Here is a 17821-nt window from a genome sequence, read left to right on the forward strand (position 1 = left end):
CAGAGCTGATGATCATGAGCAGCACCACGAGATCCGAGCGGTCAGTCGGCCTGGGGTTCCTCGGTGACGAAGTCGACCAGTCGCTCGACGGCCCCGATCAGCGGCGACTCGACGTCGCGGAAGGTCGACACCGCCGAGTCGATCCGGCGCCACCCCTGTTGCGGCGTGCCCCAGCCGAGTTCCCGGCAGACGCCGGTCTTCCAGTCCTGCCCGCGCGGGATGTCCGGCCACGCCTCGATGCCGAGTGCCGACGGCTTCACCGCCTGCCAGATATCGATGTAAGGATGCCCGGTGACCAGCACGTGCTCGCCGAGGCCGCGCCCGTCGACCCCGCCGATCAGCCGCGATTCCTTGGACCCTGCCACCAGGTGGTCCACCAGCACACCGACCCGACGACCGGGCCCCGGACCGAAATCCGCCAGGCGGTCGGCGAGGTTGTCGACACCCTCGATGTGCTCGACGACCACACCCTCGACCCGCAGGTCGTGACCCCACACCCGCTCGACCAGCGCGGCATCGTGGATGCCCTCCACCCAGATCCGGCTGGCCCGGGCGGTGCGCGCCCGCAGTCCCTCGACGCGCACCGACCCGGAGGCGGAGCGCTGCGGCTGCTGCGCGGCGGCGGCCGGACGGACCAGCGTCACCGGCTTGCCGTCGATGTGGAAGGCGGCCTCGCGCATCGCGAAGATCCGGGTGCGCCCGCTCGCATCCTCGAGCCGCACGAACTCGCCGTCGTAGCTGCGTTCGAAACCGACCACGGCACCGCAGAAACCGCTCACCGGATCCTCGGCGACGAGCCCGCGCTCGGCCGCGACCTCCGGCACCCTGCGGCGCTGCTTACGCGAATGACCGGCGAAGATGTCGCCCCCGTAGATGTCGCTCACGCTGGGTCAGCGTAGTGATCACACCCGCGCGCGCCGGGACGGCGCGCCGACCCCGCACGGGGTCTTATCCTTGTCTGGTCATGTCCGATCCCCTGAACAGCCCCGCGTCCGCATTCGGCAAGTCCCCCGACGGGTGCCCGAGCCTGAGCCTGACGTTGTGGGCGGACGCCTGGTTGCGCGGCAGCGCCGCCCCCGACGACGTCATCGACGCGATGGCGCCGTGGGCGCCGATGCATCTGGTCACCGCCGCGGACGAGGCGAGCGCCCGGGCCACCGGTACACCGTGGCCGGCGGTCGAGGACCAGGCAGTGCCGACCCTGCTGCGTATCCTGCGTGAATCCCGCGGCCGGACCCGCACCAGTGTGGCCCACCTGACGCTCGCACTGCCCGTTCCGGGCGACGTCCGCGGTCTGCCGGTCGGCAGCGCGCTGGCACGCGAGGCCACTGCCGCGGGCGAAGCCCTCGTCGTGCACACCGGGACCGATCACACGCTCCCCGGCCCGGCGGGCATCGTCGGCATCGTCCCCGTCGTCGAGGGCCCCGACGTGCTGCGCTGGGTGGTGCACGTGCAGGGCGGTGACATCGCCGCCCTGCCCACCACCGCGGCACCGCTCGGCGAGGCCGAATACGCGATGCGCACCGCGGTCCGCGACGCCGCCGAGACGCTCACCCGCCTGGGCACACCGGAATCCTCGGACGCCACCGGCGACCCCCGGACAGTCGTCGCCGACCTGATGGCCCGCGCAGGCGTGCACCGCTACCCGGACGACCTGCCCGAACGCGCTCTGCGGGTGCTCGACTCGGCCGCCCACGTCGCGGCGATCCTGACGGTCGCCGGCGGCAACGCCACCGGCGGGCACCCCGGCGCGCCGCAACGCGAACAGGCACTGCGGCCGCTGTGGGACTCGGTGCGCGACGCGCGGTTGTCCGCGGTCGCCGCCGGACTGCAGCAGCCCGGCACCGGCGGATACGGCGCCGCATCCTGACACGGTCGGGCCCGGCGAGACCGTGATCGCGGTCAGCGCGGGCGGCGAACCGGCTCGCAGCACCCGACCGCGCACGGCGCGCCGTCGACGGTGCACCCCAGTTGCGCCAGCGCACCGAGCCGCCGCGCCGCCACCCCCTCGGTGTGCTCGGCGACCAGTTCCACGATCATCCGCGCGAACCGGTGATCGGCCCCGGCGGTGGCCGCCCGCGCGAAGCCGATGCCGAGCTCCGCGGCCCGCTCGCGCGCCTCTGTGTCCAGGTCCCACACCACCTCGAGGTGATCGGACACGAAGCCGACCGGACACACGATGACCGCCTCGGTCCCCGCCGACGCCAGCGCGTCGAGGTGATCGCGGATGTCCGGCTCGAGCCACGGCACCTGCGGGGGCCCGGACCGCGACTGCCACACCACGTCGAAGTCGTCGACACCCACCGCCGCCGCACACAACTGCGCAGCCTCCTGCACCTGGCGGCTGTAGAGGCGACCGCCGAGGTCCGGGGGGCCGGCCGCGACGTCGGCGGACACCGGGATCGAGTGCGCGGTGAACACCAGCCGCGCCGAATCACGGTGCGCCGGAGCGAGTGTCGCCCGGGCCGCGGTGATCGCATCGGCCACCGCGTCCACCATCAGCGGGTGGTCGTAGTACTGCCGCAGCTTCACCAGCTCCGGTGCGCCCTCGCCCACCGCGGCCCGTGCGCGGGCGATGTCCTCGTCGTACTGGCGGCAGCCCGAGTACCCGCCCCACGCCGACGTCGGGAACACCAATGCCCGGCGGACACCGTCGCCGCTCATGCGGGCGACGGTGCCCTCGACCATCGGATGCCAGTTCCGGTTGCCGAAGTACACCGGCAATTCGGTTCCGGCGGAAGCGAACTGCTGCTGCACCGCCGCGATGATCGCGTGGTTGAGCGCGTTGATCGGCGACACACCACCGAAGTGCAGGTAGTGCTCGACGACCTCGTCCAGCCGCTCCGGCGGCACGCCCCTGCCCCTGGTGACGTTCTCCAGGAAGGGCCGCACGTCCTCCGGCTTGTCGGGGCCGCCGAAGGACAGCAGCAGTAGCGCATCGAACATTGCGTCAGCCCATGAAGTTCTCGGGGAACCACGTGTTGTGGCTGGCACCGCCGTCGACGTAGATGATCGAGCCGGTGGTGGCGGGCAGGAAGTCCGACAGCACGGCGCAGACGCTGGTGCCCACGACGCCCGGGTCGTCGACGTTCCAGCCGATGGGCGACGCGCCGTCCCAGTAGTCGTTGAGCATGTTCAGCTTCTTGGCATCATCGGTCGCCGTGCCCGAGATCGCCTTGGCCGCAAGCGTCTTGATCGGGCCGGCCGCCACCAGGTTGGAGCGGATCTTCTTGGCGTAGCCGACTTCCCGTGCCACGTACCGGTTCACCGACTCCAGCGCGGCCTTGGCCACACCCATCCAGTTGTAGTCCGGCAGTGCCGTGCGCGGATCGAAGTCCATACCGACGATGGAGCCGCCCTCGTTCATCACTGGCAGCACGGCGCGAGCGAGCGAGGCGTAACTCCACGCCGAGATCTCGAAGGACTTGGCCACGTCGGGACCGGGGCCCTCGAGGAACGGCACCGCGTCCGGGCCCATCAGGGTCTTGGGCGCGAAGGCGATCGAGTGGACGACGCCGTCGAGACCTTCCGGTGCGAGCTCGCGGACCTGGTCGGCGAGCTTGCCGAGGTACTCCTCGTCGGTCACGTCGAGGGCGATCGCCGGCGGCACCTCCTGCGGGAGACGCTTGGCGATCCGATCGATGAGCCGCAGCCGCTCGGGGATTCCGGTGATCAACACCTTCGCACCCTGCTCCTGGGCGACCCTGGCGGTGTGGAACGCGATCGACGCGTCGGTGATGATGCCGGTGACGAGCACCGTCTTGCCTGCGAGGATTCCGCTCACGGAAAAGCTCCTATCGTGCTGTTCAGGGGATGTGACTCGGCGAGAACGGTTCTGGGGGGTCAGTGCCCCATGCCCATGCCGCCGTCGACCGGGATGACCGCACCGGAGACGTAGGCGGAGTCCTCGGAGGCCAGGAAGCTGACCACGGCCGCGACGTCCTCGGGCTTGCCGAGGCGCTGCAGCGGGATGAACTTCTGCGCCATCTCGCGCATCTCGTCCGGCAGATCGGCGGTCATGTCGGTCTCGATGAAGCCGGGTGCCACCACGTTCGCGGTGATCGAACGCGACCCGAGTTCACGGGTGACCGACCGCGCCAAGCCGATGATGCCGGCCTTCGAGGAGGCGTAGTTGATCTGCCCGGCCTGCCCCGCCATGCCGACGACCGAACCCAGGAAGATCATCCGGCCCCAGCGGCCGCGCAGCATCGCCCGATTGGCGCGCTTGGCGCAGCGGAAGGCGCCGGTGAGGTTGGCGTCGACGACCTTGGTGAACTGCTCCTCGGTCATCCGCATCAGCAGGGTGTCATCGGTGATGCCGGCATTGGCGACGAGCACCTCGACGGGGCCCTGGTGGGCCTCGACCTCGGAGAACGCGCGGTCGACCGACTCGGTGTCGGTGACATCGCACTTGACCCCGAACAGACCCTCCGGCACCCCGGAACCGCGGTGCGTGACCGCCACCTTGTGTCCGTCCGCGGCGAGCCGCTGCGCGATCGCCAGTCCGATACCGCGATTGCCGCCGGTCACCAGGACCGATCGGGGTGTACGTGCGAGGGCGCCTTCAGAATTCGACATGTCCGCAAACCTAACTGTTACGCGTCGCACGGGTCATATGGGACACCCGTGCAACGACCGGATTGTGGGAAGTCACGGCAGTCTGCGGGTCAGCACCAGCGCGGTCGCACCGGCCACCGCGACCAGCACGGTGCCGAGGATCAGCCATGGACGGCCGGCATCACCGCGGGTCGTCTCGAACCCGATCTGCTTCTCCAGGGTCTGATACACCTTGTGCAGCTCAGACAGGCTCGACGCGCTGAAGAAGGTGCCGCCGGACAGGTTCGCGATCTCGTGCAGCGAGGCGTCGTCGACCGGCACCGGAATCGTCTGGCCCTGGATGTCGACAGTGCCGTACAGGGTGCCGAACGAGATGGTCGAGACCGGCACGCCCTTCTTCTTCGCCTCCCGCGCGGCGGTGAAGGCCCCCCGCGGATCGTCGAGATTCTGCGGGACCGTCTGCTTGCCGTCGGACTCCATCACGATCCGCGCCGGCGGCGCCTGGTTCGCGCCGCCCAACGCCGAAGCGAGGTTCTCGATCGCCTGCAGCGAGGTGAAGATCGCCTCGCCGGTGGCGGTGCGCTCGGCCAGTTGCAGGTGGTCGATGGCCTCTTTGACGGCGTTGCGGTCCGTTGTGGGCGACACCAGCACCGAGGCGGTCCCGGCGAAGGACACCAGCCCGAGGTTGATGCCGGGGGTCAGCCTGTCCGCGAATGCCTTCGCCGCCTCCTGCGCGGCGGCGAGCCGCGACGGCGCCACGTCGGTCGCCTGCATCGACAACGACACGTCGATCGCCAGGATCACCGTCGCCCGGTTGCGCGCCACCTTTTTCTGCGCGGTCGGACCGGCCAGCGCGACGGTCAGCAACACCAGGGCGACGAGCAGCAGCGCGGTCGGCACGTGCCGGGAACGGCCGGGCCGCTTCGGTGCGACGGACTCGAGCATCTCCAGGTTCGCGAACCGCAGCGCGTGCGTGTGCCGCATCCGCTGGACGTAGACGTAGCCACCGAGCAGCGCCGCGGGCGCCAGCAGGAACAGCAGCCACCACGGCTGAGTGAAACCGGACAGGCTCATCGTCGTCCGCCCGGGGTCGGGGTGCCGAACACGTGCCGCCGGGCGACCACGAACCGCGCCACGTCCGTGATCCAGTCACGGTCGGTGCGCAGGGTGAGCAGCGGTGCGCCGCAACGGCGCAGCGTCTGCTCGACGTCCGCGCGGTGCTGCTCGGCGGCGACCGCAAAGTCCGCGCGCAGCTTCGGGGTCGTGGTGAACTCGCGGGTGCGCCCGGTCTCAGGGTCCCGCAGCACGACGTGGCCGATGTCGGGCAGGGTCACATCCCGCGGGTCGAGGACCTCGACGCCGAGGAGGTCGTGCCGCGCGGCGACGCCGCGCAACTCCCGCTCCCAGTCGAGCGGCCCGAGGAAGTCGCTGATCACCACCGCCATGCCGCGGCGGCGTTGCGGCCGCCGCAGCGCGTCGATCGCGGCGCGCAGGTCCCCGCGCGTGCCCTCGGACTGCCGCGGCGTGGTCGCGATGCGGCGCAGCACCGACCGGGCGTGCGCCTGTCCCGAGCGGGCCGGGATCCGGGTGATCCGGTCGCCGGCGGCCACCAGCGCGCCGATCCGGTTGCCGCCACCCGCGGTGAGGTAGGTGATCGCCGCGGCGGCCGCGACCGCCAGATCACGCTTTTCGCACACGGTCGTGCCGAAGTCGAGACTTGCGGACAGGTCGACGACCAGCCAGGTCTCCAGCTCCCGGTCCGCAACACTCATCCGCACGTGCGGGTGCGTGGTGCGTGCGGTGACGGACCAGTCCATCTGGCGCACGTCGTCGCCGGGCTGGTACTCACGCGCGTCACCCGGCTCGGAACCCGGTCCGGGGATCAGCCCCAGATGATCGCCGTGCAGCACGCCGTCGAGCCGACGTCGCACGGTCAGCTCGAGCGTGCGCAGCGCTGCCGTCAGGCGCGGATCACGCAGTTCTCCCGATTCGAAGCTCGGCGGAGCACTGGCCGGGCGGTCCCCGCGCTCGCCCGGGGCACCGCCCGCCGGAATGCCCGACGTCACCGTGCGTGGTCACCCGCGGCGGGCGCGGGGACCGGCGCGGACGGCGCGGCGCCGTTGACCGGAGCCGTCTGCCCGGCCGTCGGCGCCGGACCGGCGGTGGGCACCGGCTGCGCCCCCACCTGGGGCAGCGGCACGGTCCGGAGCACCTGCCCGATCACGTCCTCCGGCGAGATCTCATCGGCCATCGCGTCGTAGGTGAGCACCAGACGGTGCCGCAGCACGTCCGGCACGATCTCGACGACGTCCTGCGGCACCACGTAGTCGCGGCCGCGCAGCAGCGCCAGCGCCCGCGAGGCGGCGATGATGCCGAGGGTGGCGCGGGGCGAGGCGCCGTAGGCGATCCACTTGTCGACATCGGCCAGGCCGAACCGGGCCGGCTCGCGCGTGGCCGAGATGACCCGCACCACGTAGTCGACCAGCGCGTGGTGCACGAACACGTGGCTGGCCATCTTCTGCAGCCGCACCAGTTCGTCGGTGTCGAGGATCTGCTTGGGCTCGGGGACCTCGGCGCCCATGCGGTAGACGATCTCCCGCTCCTCCTCGAGGGTCGGGTAGTCCACCAGCACCTTGAACAGGAACCGGTCGCGCTGGGCCTCGGGCAGCGGGTAGACGCCCTCGGACTCGATCGGGTTCTGCGTCGCCATCACGAGGAACGGCTCGGGCATCGGGTAGGTGTGCCCGCCGATCGACACGTGCCGTTCGGCCATGACCTCGAGCAGCGCCGACTGCACCTTCGCCGGCGCGCGGTTGATCTCGTCGGCGAGCAGGAAGTTCGCCACCACCGGACCCAGTTCGGTGTCGAACTGTTCGCGGCCCTGCCGGTAGATACGGGTGCCGATCAGGTCCGTGGGCACCAGGTCGGGGGTGAACTGGACGCGGGAGAACGTGCCGCCGACGACCTTCGCGAAGGTCTCGACCGCGAGGGTCTTCGCGATGCCGGGCACGCCCTCGAGCAGCACATGCCCGCGGGCGATCACACCCACCAGCATCCGCTCGACCAGATGGTCCTGGCCGACGATCACCCGCTTGACCTCGTAGATCGCGCGTTCGAGGGTGCGCACGTCCTCGGCCAGCGTCGCCGCCGGATCGACGGGCGCAGCCGTACCAGCCTCACCATTGCCAGAGCTCAACGAGAGTCCACCGCTTTCCCAGCTAGGTCCGTGTTCGCGTTCGCCGCCAACTATTCCAGGTCCTCCGGCACCGTGCGAACACCCCGTGCACCGACGGCGTGGGCACGGCTCAGGGGAACATCCGAACCGCGTAGGGGTCGATCCCGGACCATCGCACCGGTGACACCTTGACGACCTCACCCGATTCGGGCGCCTCGAGCATCTGCCCGTCGCCGAGGTACAGCGTGACGTGCTCGCTGCCGTTCGTCCCCCAGAACAGCATGTCGCCGCGCTTCATCTGTTTGACGGGCACCTGTTTGCCGGCGGTGTACTGGTAGCCGGAGTAGTGCGGCAGCGACACGCCTGCCCCGGCGAACGCATAGACCATCAGGCCCGAGCAGTCGAAGCCGATGTTCTTGTAGTCGCCGTAGCTGTCGGCCACGCCGCCGTCGCGGATGCCGAGCGTCGGCCCCTTCGCGTTGCCACCGCCCCACGAGTACCGCACCCCGAGTTGGGACAGTCCCCGGTCGATCACGATCTCGATCGCCTGCGCGCTGGTCAGGTTCGACGTGGCCGACGCGTCGCCCGAACCGTCGTCGCTCGTGTCCCCGGAACCGTCGTCACCCGAACTGTTCTCGCCCGAATTGTCGTCGGTGCCCGAGGTATCGGTCGAGGTGCCGTCGAGATCGGTGTGGCTGCCCTGGTCCTTGGCGATCTGCGCGGCGCGCGCGGCCGCCGCCGAATCCGCGGCTGCCCGCGCGGCGGCGGCGATCGCCGCCTGTTTCGCCGCGGCCGCGGCCGCCGCTGCCGCCGCCTCCTCGGCTTGGCGCTGCTGGTCCCACTGTTCGTACACCTGGCGCTGGTCCTGCAGACCCGTCACATTCTGACGCGCGGTGTCGAGCGCTTGCTGCGCATCGTTGCGCTGCGTCTCGATCTGCGCCTTCTGCGCCGCCTGCGCCTGTTGCGCACCGACCGCGGTGGAGATCGCGCCCTGCGCCGCCGATTCCTTCTGCTGGGCCGTCTGCGCCGCGGTTTCGGCCGCGATCTTCGCCGCCCGGGATGCGGACTCCTTGTTCGCCTCCTCGATCTGGGCGCGCTCGAGTCCCTCCATGGCAGCCTCGTGTGCCTTGGTGATCACCTGGAGGAACTGGGCCCGGCTGAGGATCTCGTCCGGCCCGTCCGCGCCGAGGAAGGCGGTGAGCGAGCCGACCGTGCTGCCCTGCTGGTAGCCGGCCGAGGCGAACTCGTCGAACTGCTTCTGCGCCTGGGCGATCGCCGCGGTCGCATCGGCGACCCGCTGGCGCGCGGAGAGCACCGCATCGGCGGCGCGGTCGGCGAAGGACCGCGCGTTCTGCAGGTCGACGAGGGCCTTGTTCGCGGCCTCCCGCTTGAGCTGCACCTGGCCGATCAGGTTCTGCAGTTCCTGATTCGCCGAGGCGACCTGATTGATGAGGGTGCCGACCTGTCCGACGCGCTGGTTCACCTGATCGTTCGCCTGCTGCAGTTGGGCGTCGCTGGGATTGGGCGGGGGCGGGGGCACCGCCAGGGCGTTGCCCGGCAACGCCACGATCAGCAGTCCGGCGATCACCGCACCGAGCAGCATGCGCACTGGGCGGACACCAGGCCGAGGAGTACCGGGACGGAGCACCCCGGCACCGCGCGCTCTGCGATGTCGCTTCCGGCTCACAACGTCTCCCTTGTCTGACCACAACTCGCGCAGCGGCACTCGGCAAACCGTGAATTTCGTTGTCAACGCAACACGCCGATTACTTTCTCACTTGCGTCACATGAGTGCCATAAGCACCGTACGACAAATCTTTCCTCATCGTGAACTTCAGTCACAAACAACATCAATGTAATACGCGAGCCTCTGTTGGCAAGAGGCTTCCGCGTCGAGCAGATCGACCGTCCATCGATCAAAAAAGCTCCGCCCGGATGTCCGGACGGAGCTCGAGGGTCGAATCCTGCTAGATCGAATACTGCTGGATCGAAACGGCGGGGCTAGCGCGCTATCGGTTCGCCGTCCGACGGCAGCGTCGCCGGCTCCATCTCGGCGACATCCGGCCCGGCCTGTTCCGGACCTGCCGGCTCGGTCTCCGTGCGGTCGGTGGTCTTCGCTGCGACCCCTGCATCGTCGACAGGGGCGGCGAGCCGGTGCCGGCGGACGTTCAGCCAGGTGCCCACCGCGATCGCCAACGCCACCACGACCAGCAGGGCGACGGTGAATCCCGTCCACGGCAGCGGGGGTTTGCCGAGCTTGTCGACGAAGATCTCCGCGCTCGTCACGGGACTGCCCGTGTGGGTGAGGTGCTGCGCGGACTCGAGCTGGAACCGGTCGATCGAGTCGCTGTAGGTGCCGGACAGGTGCGGGCTCATCACCAGCACGGTGCCGCCCTCCTGCTTACCCACCGTCGTCGCGAGGTCGCGCAGCTGCTCCTCGGCCGCCGGGTCCCGCTCGAGCACGACGATCCGCAGGTTGATGCCTTCGCCCGCGGCCTTCTGCACCATCTGCTGCAGCCCGGGGGCGTCCGCCGCCGGCGCGTAGACGTGGCTCGTGCCGGCAGCGGCGAGGATCGCGTCCACGTCCACCCCCGAGGGCAGCGAGGCCGGCATCAACACAGGGGTCACGACAGCACGAGTCCTTCGTCCGAGGTCGGTCGGTGTGGCGTCGCCGCCGAATCCGAACACGGGGCCGGGCGGGCCTGGCGACTAGGTGAAGGGTACGTGACGCGTCTCCGCAACCGCGCCGAACGGGGGTCCGCGGGAGTGGTCCCCGACTAGGCTGAGCGCTGCGACGCCTGCCCCGCGGCCGCGTCGACGTGGGCCGCGCCGGGTTGCCCCCAACCCTTCACAGGACAAGCGTACTGTTAGAATCGTGTCGAGCCCGGACCGGTTTGCGCTGCGCAACCGCCGAACGGCTCGCGGAACCGTCGGCGCAGCCCCGCCGGCGGCGACCCTCAAAAGACGAGTGGAGCTGACGTGAGCACCAGTATTGATTCATTCGGCGCCAAGGGGACGCTCGAGGTCGGAGAGAACTCGTATGAGATCTTCCGTCTCTCGGCCGTGCCCGGCACCGAGAAGCTGCCCTACGCCCTGAAGGTTCTCGCCGAGAACCTGCTGCGCACCGAAGACGGCGCGAACATCACCGGCGACCACATCCGTGCGATCGCGAACTGGGATCCCTCGGCCGAGCCGAGCATCGAGATCCAGTTCACCCCGGCCCGCGTGATCATGCAGGACTTCACCGGCGTGCCCTGCATCGTCGACCTCGCCACCATGCGCGAGGCGGTCGCGGTCCTCGGCGGCGATCCGGAGAAGGTCAACCCGCTGTCCCCCGCCGAGATGGTCATCGACCACTCCGTCATCCTCGACGTGTTCGGCACCCCGGACGCCTACGAGCGCAACGTCGAACTCGAGTACGAGCGCAACGCCGAGCGTTACCAGTTCCTGCGCTGGGGCCAGGGCGCCTTCGACGACTTCAAGGTCGTCCCCCCGGGCACCGGCATCGTGCACCAGGTCAACATCGAGTACCTGGCCCGCACCGTCATGACCCGTAACGGTCAGGCCTACCCCGACACCTGCGTCGGCACCGACTCGCACACCACCATGGTCAACGGCCTGGGCGTGCTGGGCTGGGGCGTCGGCGGCATCGAGGCCGAGGCCGCGATGCTGGGGCAGCCGGTCTCCATGCTGATCCCGCGCGTCGTCGGCTTCAAGCTCACCGGCGAGATCAAGCCCGGCGTGACCGCCACCGACGTGGTGCTCACCGTGACCGACATGCTGCGCCGGCACGGCGTGGTCGGCAAGTTCGTCGAGTTCTACGGCAAGGGTGTCGCCGAGGTCCCGCTGGCCAACCGCGCGACCCTGGGCAACATGAGCCCCGAGTTCGGCTCGACCGCCGCGATCTTCCCGATCGACGGCGAGACCATCAACTACCTGCGCCTGACCGGCCGCAGCGACGAGCAGCTCGCGCTCATCGAGGCGTACGCCAAGGAACAGGGCATGTGGCACGACGCAGACCACGAGCCCGAGTACTCCGAGTACCTCGAGCTGGATCTGAGCACCGTCGTCCCGTCGATCGCCGGCCCGAAGCGCCCGCAGGACCGCATCCTGCTGTCGGAGGCCAAGGAGGCGTTCCGCCGCGACATCCACACCTACGTCACCAACGGCACCGCCGCCGCGCACTCCGCGCTGGACGAGGCCGTCGAGGAGTCGTTCCCGGCGTCGGATCCGGTCGAGCCGTCGACCGCACACGACGACATCGTCAAGGTGCAGTCCGCCGCCAACGGCGCCACCGGCCGCCCGTCGCAGCCGGTCAAGGTCGTCACCAAGGACCGCGGTGAGTTCATCCTCGACCACGGCGCGGTCGCGGTCGCGGGTATCACGTCCTGCACCAACACCTCGAACCCGTCGGTCATGATCGGCGCGGCGCTGCTCGCCCGCAACGCGGTCGAGAAGGGCCTGAGCAGCAAGCCGTGGGTCAAGACCAACATGGCGCCGGGCTCGCAGGTCGTCACCGACTACTACGAGAAGGCCGGCCTGTGGCCGTACCTCGAGAAGCTCGGCTTCTACCTCGGCGGCTACGGCTGCACCACCTGCATCGGCAACACCGGGCCGCTGCCGGAGGAGATCTCGCAGGCCGTCAACGACAACGACCTGTCGGTCACCGCGGTGCTCTCGGGCAACCGCAACTTCGAGGGTCGCATCTCCCCCGACGTGAAGATGAACTACCTCGCGTCGCCGCCGCTGGTCATCGCCTACGCGATCGCCGGCACGATGGACTTCGACTTCGAGACCGACGCGCTGGGCCAGGACCAGCAGGGCAACGACGTCTTCCTCAAGGACATCTGGCCGTCCGCGCAGGAGATCGACGACACGATCAAGTCGGCGATCAACCAGGACATGTTCCGCAAGTCCTACGCCGACGTGTTCAAGGGCGACGACCGCTGGCGCGGCCTGTCCACCCCGGAGGGCAACACCTTCGAGTGGGCGCAGGACTCCACCTACGTTCGCAAGGCGCCCTACTTCGACGGCATGACCCGCGAGCCGCAGCCGGTCGAGGACATCAAGGGCGCCCGCGTGCTGGCCGCCCTGGGCGACTCGGTCACCACCGACCACATCTCGCCCGCCGGCGCGATCAAGTCGGGCACCCCGGCCGCGCAGTACCTCGAGGCCAACGGCGTCGAGCGCAAGGACTTCAACTCACTGGGCAGCCGTCGCGGCAACCATGAGGTGATGATCCGCGGCACGTTCGCGAACATCCGGCTGCGCAACGAGCTGCTCGACGACGTCTCGGGCGGCTACACCCGCGACTTCACCCTCGAGGGCGGCCCGCAGTCGTTCATCTACGATGCGTCGCAGAACTACCAGACGGCCGGCATCCCGCTGGTCGTGCTGGGCGGCAAGGAATACGGGTCGGGCTCCTCCAGGGACTGGGCGGCCAAGGGCACCGTGCTCCTCGGCGTCAAGGCCGTCATCACCGAGTCGTTCGAGCGCATCCACCGCTCGAACCTGATCGGCATGGGCGTGATCCCGCTGCAGTTCCCGGCCGGCGAGACCTACAAGTCGCTGGGGCTGGACGGCACCGAGACCTTCGACATCGAGGGCATCACCAAGCTCAACGAGGGCGTGACCCCGAAGACGATGAAGGTGACCGCCACGAAGGAAGACGGCAGCAAGGTGACGTTCGATGCGGTCGTGCGCATCGACACCCCCGGTGAGGCGGACTACTACCGCAACGGCGGCATCTTGCAGTACGTCCTGCGCAACATGATCAAGGGCTGACCCTGATCTGACACACGCTGTGCACCGGCGGCGGGCCCGGGACGAGTTCGTCTCGGGCCCGCCGTCGTTCACCGAAAGGAACCTCGCGGTGCCCAAGGTCAGTGAAGATCACCTCGCGGCGCGTCGCAGTCAGATCCTCGACGGCGCCCGCCGCTGCTTCGCGGAATTCGGCTACGAGGGCGCCACCGTGCGCCGGTTGGAGGAGGCCACCGGGCTGTCCCGGGGCGCGATCTTCCACCACTTCAAGGACAAGGACGGGCTGTTCCTGGCCTTGGCGCACGAGGACGCCCAGCGGATGGCCGACGTCGCCGCCGAGCAGGGCCTGGTGCAGGTGATGCGCGACATGATCGCCCAGCCCGAGCAGTTCGACTGGCTGGCGACGCGGGTCGAGATCACCCGGCGGCTGCGGACCGACGCCGAGTTCGCCCGGGCCTGGTCCCAGCGCGGGGCCGAGCTGACCGAGGCGACGGCGAGCCGCCTCGAGCAGCAAAAATCGGCGGGCAGGCTCCGCGACGACGTCCCGGACAAGGTGCTGCTCGAGTATCTGGACCTGGTGCTCGACGGGCTCATCAGCCGCCTGGCGTCAGGACAGGACACCGACCGGCTCGGTCAGGTGCTCGATCTGGTGGAGGAGTCGGTGCGGAAGGTCAAGTAGCGGGCCGGTTCGACCCGGTCATGTCTTGGCCTTGCGGCGGTTCGCCCCGCCGCGTCCACGCAGGTGCGCGTCGGACTCGACCAGCACCTTGTGCACGAACCCGTAGGACCGTCCGGTCGACTCGGCGAGCGAACGGATGCTGGCACCGCCCTCGTACTGGGCCTTGAGATCGGATTTCACCTTGTCGCGCGTCTCTCCTGTGATCCGCGCGCCCTTCGTCATTCCGGCCATCGGTACCTCCACTCCGCTGGGGTAGGTCACAAACCAACCAACCGCCGATGTGGGAAACGCCTCATGACCAGGCTAGGCAATCCTGCAGTACCGGGCAACAGAAACGATCAGGTCCGGCGCGTGACTCCGCGCCGGACCGTGCCGCCTATGCCAGCGTGATCAGGTCCAGGTACTCCTGCGACCAGTGATCCTCCGTGCCGTCCGGCAGCAGGATGACCCGCTCCGGGCTCAGCGCCTCGGCCGCGCCCGGATCGTGGGTGACCAGTACGACCGCGCCCGCGTAGCTGCGTAGCGCGTCGAGCACCTGCTCGCGCGAGACCGGATCGAGGTTGTTGGTCGGTTCGTCGAGCAGCAGCACGTTCGCCGCCGACGACACCAGACCGGCCAGCGCCAAGCGGGTCTTCTCGCCGCCGGACAGTGTCCCGGCCGGCTGGTCGAGTTGCGGACCGGTGAACATGAACGCGCCGAGCAGCCCGCGCAGGTCCTGCTCGCCCGCGTCGGGTGCGGCGTGCCGGATGTTCTCCCACACGCTCGCGTCGTCGTCGAGGGTGTCGTGCTCCTGCGCGAAGTAGCCGATCTTGAGTCCGTGACCCGGCACGAGTTCGCCGAGGTCCGGCTTCTCCGCCCCCGCGAGCAGCTTGAGCAGGGTCGTCTTGCCGGCGCCGTTGAGGCCGAGGATCACGACACGGCTGCCGCGATCGATGGCCAGGTCGACGCCGGTGAAGATCTCCAGCGAGCCGTACACCTTCGTCAGTTCCTTGCCCATGAGCGGGGTCTTGCCGCACGCCGCGGGCTCGGGGAAGCGGATGTGCGCGACCCGGTCGGCAACCCGCACCTCGTCGAGCTCGGCCATCAGCTTGTCGGCCCGCTTGGCCATGTTCTGCGCGGCGGTCGCCTTGGTCGCCTTGGCCCCCAGCTTCGCCGCCTGAGCACGCAGCGCGCCCGCCTTCTTCTCGGCATTGGCGCGCTCACGGCGACGACGCTGCTCGTCGGTCGCGCGGGCGTCCAGATACTTCTTCCAGCCCATGTTGTACAGGTCGGCCTCGCCGCGCACTGCGTCGAGGAACCACACCTTGTTGACCACGTCGGCGAGCAGGTCGACGTCGTGGCTGATCACGATCAGGCCGCCGTCGTGGCCCTGCAGGAAGCCGCGCAGCCAGGTGATGGAGTCCGCGTCGAGGTGGTTCGTCGGCTCGTCGAGCAGCAGCGTGGTGTTCGACTTGCCGCCCGAGCCGTCGGATGCGGCGAACAGGATCCGCGCCAGCTCCACGCGGCGGCGTTGTCCACCGGACAGCGTGCGCAACTGCTGCTCGAGCACCCGGTCCGGCAGGCCCAGGCTGTGGCAGATCCGCGCCGCCTCGGACTCCGCGACGTACCCACCGAGCGAGGAGAACCGCTCCTCGAGGTTGCCGAACCTGCGCACCGCCTTGTCACGCTCGGCATCGTCGACGGCCTCGGCCATGATGGCCTGCTGCTTCTCCATGCCGCGGATGATCTCGTCGAGACCGCGCGCCGAGAGGACCCGATCCTTCGCGAGGACGTCGAGATTGCCCTCCTTGGGGTCCTGCGGCAGATAGCCGAGCTCTCCGCTGCGCACGACCGTGCCCGCATAGGGCTCGCCCTCGCCCGCGAGGATCCGGAGCGTCGTCGTCTTGCCCGCACCGTTGCGGCCGACCAGACCGATCCGGTCGCCGGCCTGGACACGCAGCGCCGATCCGGGCGCCGACAGCAGGGTTCGCACCCCGGCGCGCACTTCGAGGTCGGTGGCGGTGATCAACGGTTTCTCTCCTGACAGGTGGTAGAGACAGACCTTCCCAGCTTACCGGGCGTCAGACCGCCCGCCCGCTCCCCGGCGGGTGACCTCGACCACGAACACCGACGCCGGACCACCTTCGCACTCCCGCGAACACGGCCGGGCATATCGTGCGGACATGACTGCACCCACCCCCGTCCAGGACCTGTCCGGCCGCACCGCCCTGATCACCGGCGGCAGCCGCGGGATCGGCCGCGCGATCGCCGCCGAGTTGCTCTCGCGCGGCGCGAACGTCACCATCACCGCGCGCAAGGCCGAGCCGCTCGAGGTGGCCGCCCGCGAACTTACCGAGTCGGCCGGCGGACCGCGCGCGCTGGCCGTCGCGGGCAACGCCGGCGACGCCGAGGCCCGCACCGAAGCGGTCCGCCGCACCATGGACGAGTTCGGTTCACTCGACATCCTTGTCAACAACACCGGCATCAACCCGGTGTTCGGCCCGTTGATGGACGCCGACCTGGGCGCCGTCCGGAAGATCTTCGACACCAACGTGATCGCCGCCCTCGGTTACCTCCAGGAGGCCCACCGCGCGTGGATGGGCGAGCACGGCGGCGCCGTCGTCAACCTGGCCAGTGTCGCGGGCATCCGCTCGACCGGCGTGATCTCCGCCTACGGCGCATCGAAGTCCGCGCTGATCCGGTTGACCGAGGAACTGGCCTGGCAACTGGCGCCGAGCATCCGGGTCAATGCGGTCGCCCCCGGCATCATCAAGACCGACTTCGCCTCCGTCCTCGTCGCCGCCGGCGAGGACAAGGCCGCCGCGCCGTACCCGATGGGACGCCTGGGTACCCCCGAGGACGTTGCCCGTCTGGTCGGATTCCTGGTGTCCGACGCCTCGGAGTGGATCACCGGCGAGACCGTCCGGGTCGACGGCGGCCTGCTGGCCACCGGCGGCATGTGATTGCACGACCAGTAGCTGACCTCGAAGAGATCCGGGGTCGATTCCTCTCACCGCTAAGTGATCAACTACGTTGAGCGCGTGACCGAGCTACTCGACCACCGGCCCGAGCCCATCTCGCCGGAGCAGGCGTCCGCGCCCACCGCTGAGCCCGACACGGTTTCCGGCGAAACGGTTTCCGGCGAAACGGTTTCCGGCGACACGGTTTCCGGCGACACGGTTTCCGGCGACACGGTTTCGGAGGCGGCAGCCGCGGACACGGCGCCGACGCAGATCGCCGACAGGGTCAAGCGGCTGTGCCGGCTCGTCGAGTCGGAACAGCGCCGGGTGCTGGCCACCCACGGGCTCGATCCGGCGTCGTTCGACGTGCTGGCCGCACTGCGCCGCAGCGATCCGCCGCACCGGCTCACGCCCGCCGCGCTCATGCAGCTGTGCATGGTCACCTCCGGCGCGGTCACCCAACGGCTCGACCGGCTGCAGTCCCGCGGACTGATCACTCGTACACCCAGCGAGTTCGACGGGCGTAGTTGGTATGTCGGGCTGACCGACGAGGGCCGCTCGCTCGCCGACGAGGCCATGCCCGACCACACGTCCGTCGGCGGTCACCTGTTCGCGGCGCTCAGCGCCGACCAGCAGCAGGCACTGGCGGTCGGTCTGGGATTCGTGCTCGACTCGCTCGGCGACCGCGTCGGTTGACCGCGTGATGTGATG

At 69.7% G+C, this 17821-nt stretch carries 16 protein-coding genes; 5 read left to right on the top strand and 11 right to left on the bottom strand.

Annotated features, from left to right (window positions below; translation table 11 throughout):
• Positions 1 to 41: 41 nt before the first annotated feature.
• Positions 42 to 875, bottom strand: coding sequence for a DUF3097 domain-containing protein (locus G4X40_RS13770; protein WP_277833605.1), 834 nt, complete (start codon positions 873 to 875; stop codon positions 42 to 44).
• A gap of 89 nt (positions 876 to 964) precedes the next feature.
• Here G4X40_RS13770 and G4X40_RS13775 point away from each other — a divergent pair, with 89 nt between their 5' ends.
• Complete coding sequence (locus G4X40_RS13775) at positions 965 to 1870, top strand: hypothetical protein (protein ID WP_277833278.1); 906 nt, start codon at positions 965 to 967, stop codon at positions 1868 to 1870.
• Between the two features lie 32 nt (positions 1871 to 1902).
• Here G4X40_RS13775 and G4X40_RS13780 read toward each other — a convergent pair whose 3' ends face one another.
• From G4X40_RS13780 to G4X40_RS13815, 8 genes are all read right to left on the bottom strand, one after another.
• On the bottom strand, positions 1903 to 2946 hold the full coding sequence (locus G4X40_RS13780; RefSeq protein ID WP_277833279.1) for a ferrochelatase: 1044 nt from the start codon (positions 2944 to 2946) through the stop codon (positions 1903 to 1905).
• A gap of 4 nt (positions 2947 to 2950) precedes the next feature.
• A complete protein-coding gene (gene inhA / locus G4X40_RS13785) occupies positions 2951 to 3784 on the bottom strand; it encodes an NADH-dependent enoyl-ACP reductase InhA (protein ID WP_277833280.1) in 834 nt (277 codons plus the stop codon).
• 59 nt (positions 3785 to 3843) lie between these two features.
• The gene (fabG1, locus tag G4X40_RS13790; protein WP_277833282.1) at positions 3844 to 4578 is read right to left on the bottom strand and encodes a 3-oxoacyl-ACP reductase FabG1; all 735 of its coding nucleotides are present in this window, start codon (positions 4576 to 4578) and stop codon (positions 3844 to 3846) included.
• Positions 4579 to 4650: 72 nt separating this feature from the next.
• Positions 4651 to 5631: a VWA domain-containing protein gene (locus G4X40_RS13795; protein WP_277833284.1), complete on the bottom strand. Its 981-nt coding sequence runs from the start codon at positions 5629 to 5631 to the stop codon at positions 4651 to 4653.
• On the bottom strand, positions 5628 to 6623 hold the full coding sequence (locus G4X40_RS13800; RefSeq protein ID WP_456299995.1) for a DUF58 domain-containing protein: 996 nt from the start codon (positions 6621 to 6623) through the stop codon (positions 5628 to 5630). Before G4X40_RS13800 ends, G4X40_RS13795 begins: the two co-directional genes overlap by 4 nt.
• Entirely contained in the window at positions 6620 to 7753 is a 1134-nt protein-coding gene (locus G4X40_RS13805) for an AAA family ATPase (protein ID WP_408642207.1), read from the bottom strand. Before G4X40_RS13805 ends, G4X40_RS13800 begins: the two co-directional genes overlap by 4 nt.
• Positions 7754 to 7862: 109 nt before the next feature.
• On the bottom strand, positions 7863 to 9335 hold the full coding sequence (locus tag G4X40_RS13810) for an NlpC/P60 family protein (RefSeq protein WP_277833610.1): 1473 nt from the start codon (positions 9333 to 9335) through the stop codon (positions 7863 to 7865).
• 398 nt (positions 9336 to 9733) lie between these two features.
• A complete protein-coding gene (locus G4X40_RS13815; protein WP_277833285.1) occupies positions 9734 to 10360 on the bottom strand; it encodes an Rv1476 family membrane protein in 627 nt (208 codons plus the stop codon).
• A 351-nt stretch (positions 10361 to 10711) separates the two neighbouring features.
• Here G4X40_RS13815 and acnA point away from each other — a divergent pair, with 351 nt between their 5' ends.
• Both acnA and G4X40_RS13825 read left to right on the top strand, forming a co-directional pair.
• The gene (gene acnA / locus G4X40_RS13820) at positions 10712 to 13516 is read left to right on the top strand and encodes an aconitate hydratase AcnA (RefSeq protein WP_277833287.1); all 2805 of its coding nucleotides are present in this window, start codon (positions 10712 to 10714) and stop codon (positions 13514 to 13516) included.
• 88 nt (positions 13517 to 13604) lie between these two features.
• Entirely contained in the window at positions 13605 to 14171 is a 567-nt protein-coding gene (locus tag G4X40_RS13825; protein WP_277833289.1) for a TetR/AcrR family transcriptional regulator, read from the top strand.
• An 18-nt stretch (positions 14172 to 14189) separates the two neighbouring features.
• On the opposite strand, the gene G4X40_RS13830 is transcribed toward G4X40_RS13825, so the two are convergent.
• Positions 14190 to 14402 (bottom strand): helix-turn-helix domain-containing protein, encoded by a 213-nt coding sequence (locus G4X40_RS13830; protein ID WP_277833291.1) that lies wholly within the window; start codon positions 14400 to 14402, stop codon positions 14190 to 14192.
• Between the two features lie 145 nt (positions 14403 to 14547).
• Positions 14548 to 16179, bottom strand: coding sequence for an ABC-F family ATP-binding cassette domain-containing protein (locus G4X40_RS13835; RefSeq protein WP_277833293.1), 1632 nt, complete (start codon positions 16177 to 16179; stop codon positions 14548 to 14550).
• Between the two features lie 154 nt (positions 16180 to 16333).
• Here G4X40_RS13835 and G4X40_RS13840 point away from each other — a divergent pair, with 154 nt between their 5' ends.
• Positions 16334 to 17113, top strand: a complete 780-nt coding sequence (locus G4X40_RS13840) for an SDR family oxidoreductase (RefSeq protein ID WP_277833294.1) — start codon at positions 16334 to 16336, stop codon at positions 17111 to 17113.
• Between the two features lie 78 nt (positions 17114 to 17191).
• Positions 17192 to 17806 (top strand): MarR family transcriptional regulator, encoded by a 615-nt coding sequence (locus tag G4X40_RS13845; protein ID WP_277833295.1) that lies wholly within the window; start codon positions 17192 to 17194, stop codon positions 17804 to 17806.
• Positions 17807 to 17821: the final 15 nt, after the last annotated feature.

This window comes from Speluncibacter jeojiensis (assembly GCF_029589495.1).
In the GTDB taxonomy this organism is placed as follows: Bacteria; Actinomycetota; Actinomycetes; order Mycobacteriales; family Mycobacteriaceae; genus Speluncibacter; species Speluncibacter jeojiensis.

What these genes read in the sequence shown, in the direction of transcription:
- G4X40_RS13780 (WP_277833279.1), bottom strand. Translation starts at nt 2,946, where the DNA reads ATGTTCGATGCGCTACTGCTGCTGTCCTTCGGCGGCCCCGACAAGCCG.
- G4X40_RS13830 (WP_277833291.1), bottom strand. Translation starts at nt 14,402, where the DNA reads ATGGCCGGAATGACGAAGGGCGCGCGGATCACAGGAGAGACGCGCGAC.
- G4X40_RS13775 (WP_277833278.1), top strand. Translation starts at nt 965, where the DNA reads ATGTCCGATCCCCTGAACAGCCCCGCGTCCGCATTCGGCAAGTCCCCC.
- G4X40_RS13810 (WP_277833610.1), bottom strand. Translation starts at nt 9,335, where the DNA reads ATGCTGCTCGGTGCGGTGATCGCCGGACTGCTGATCGTGGCGTTGCCG.
- G4X40_RS13795 (WP_277833284.1), bottom strand. Translation starts at nt 5,631, where the DNA reads ATGAGCCTGTCCGGTTTCACTCAGCCGTGGTGGCTGCTGTTCCTGCTG.
- fabG1 (WP_277833282.1), bottom strand. Translation starts at nt 4,578, where the DNA reads ATGTCGAATTCTGAAGGCGCCCTCGCACGTACACCCCGATCGGTCCTG.
- G4X40_RS13840 (WP_277833294.1), top strand. Translation starts at nt 16,334, where the DNA reads ATGACTGCACCCACCCCCGTCCAGGACCTGTCCGGCCGCACCGCCCTG.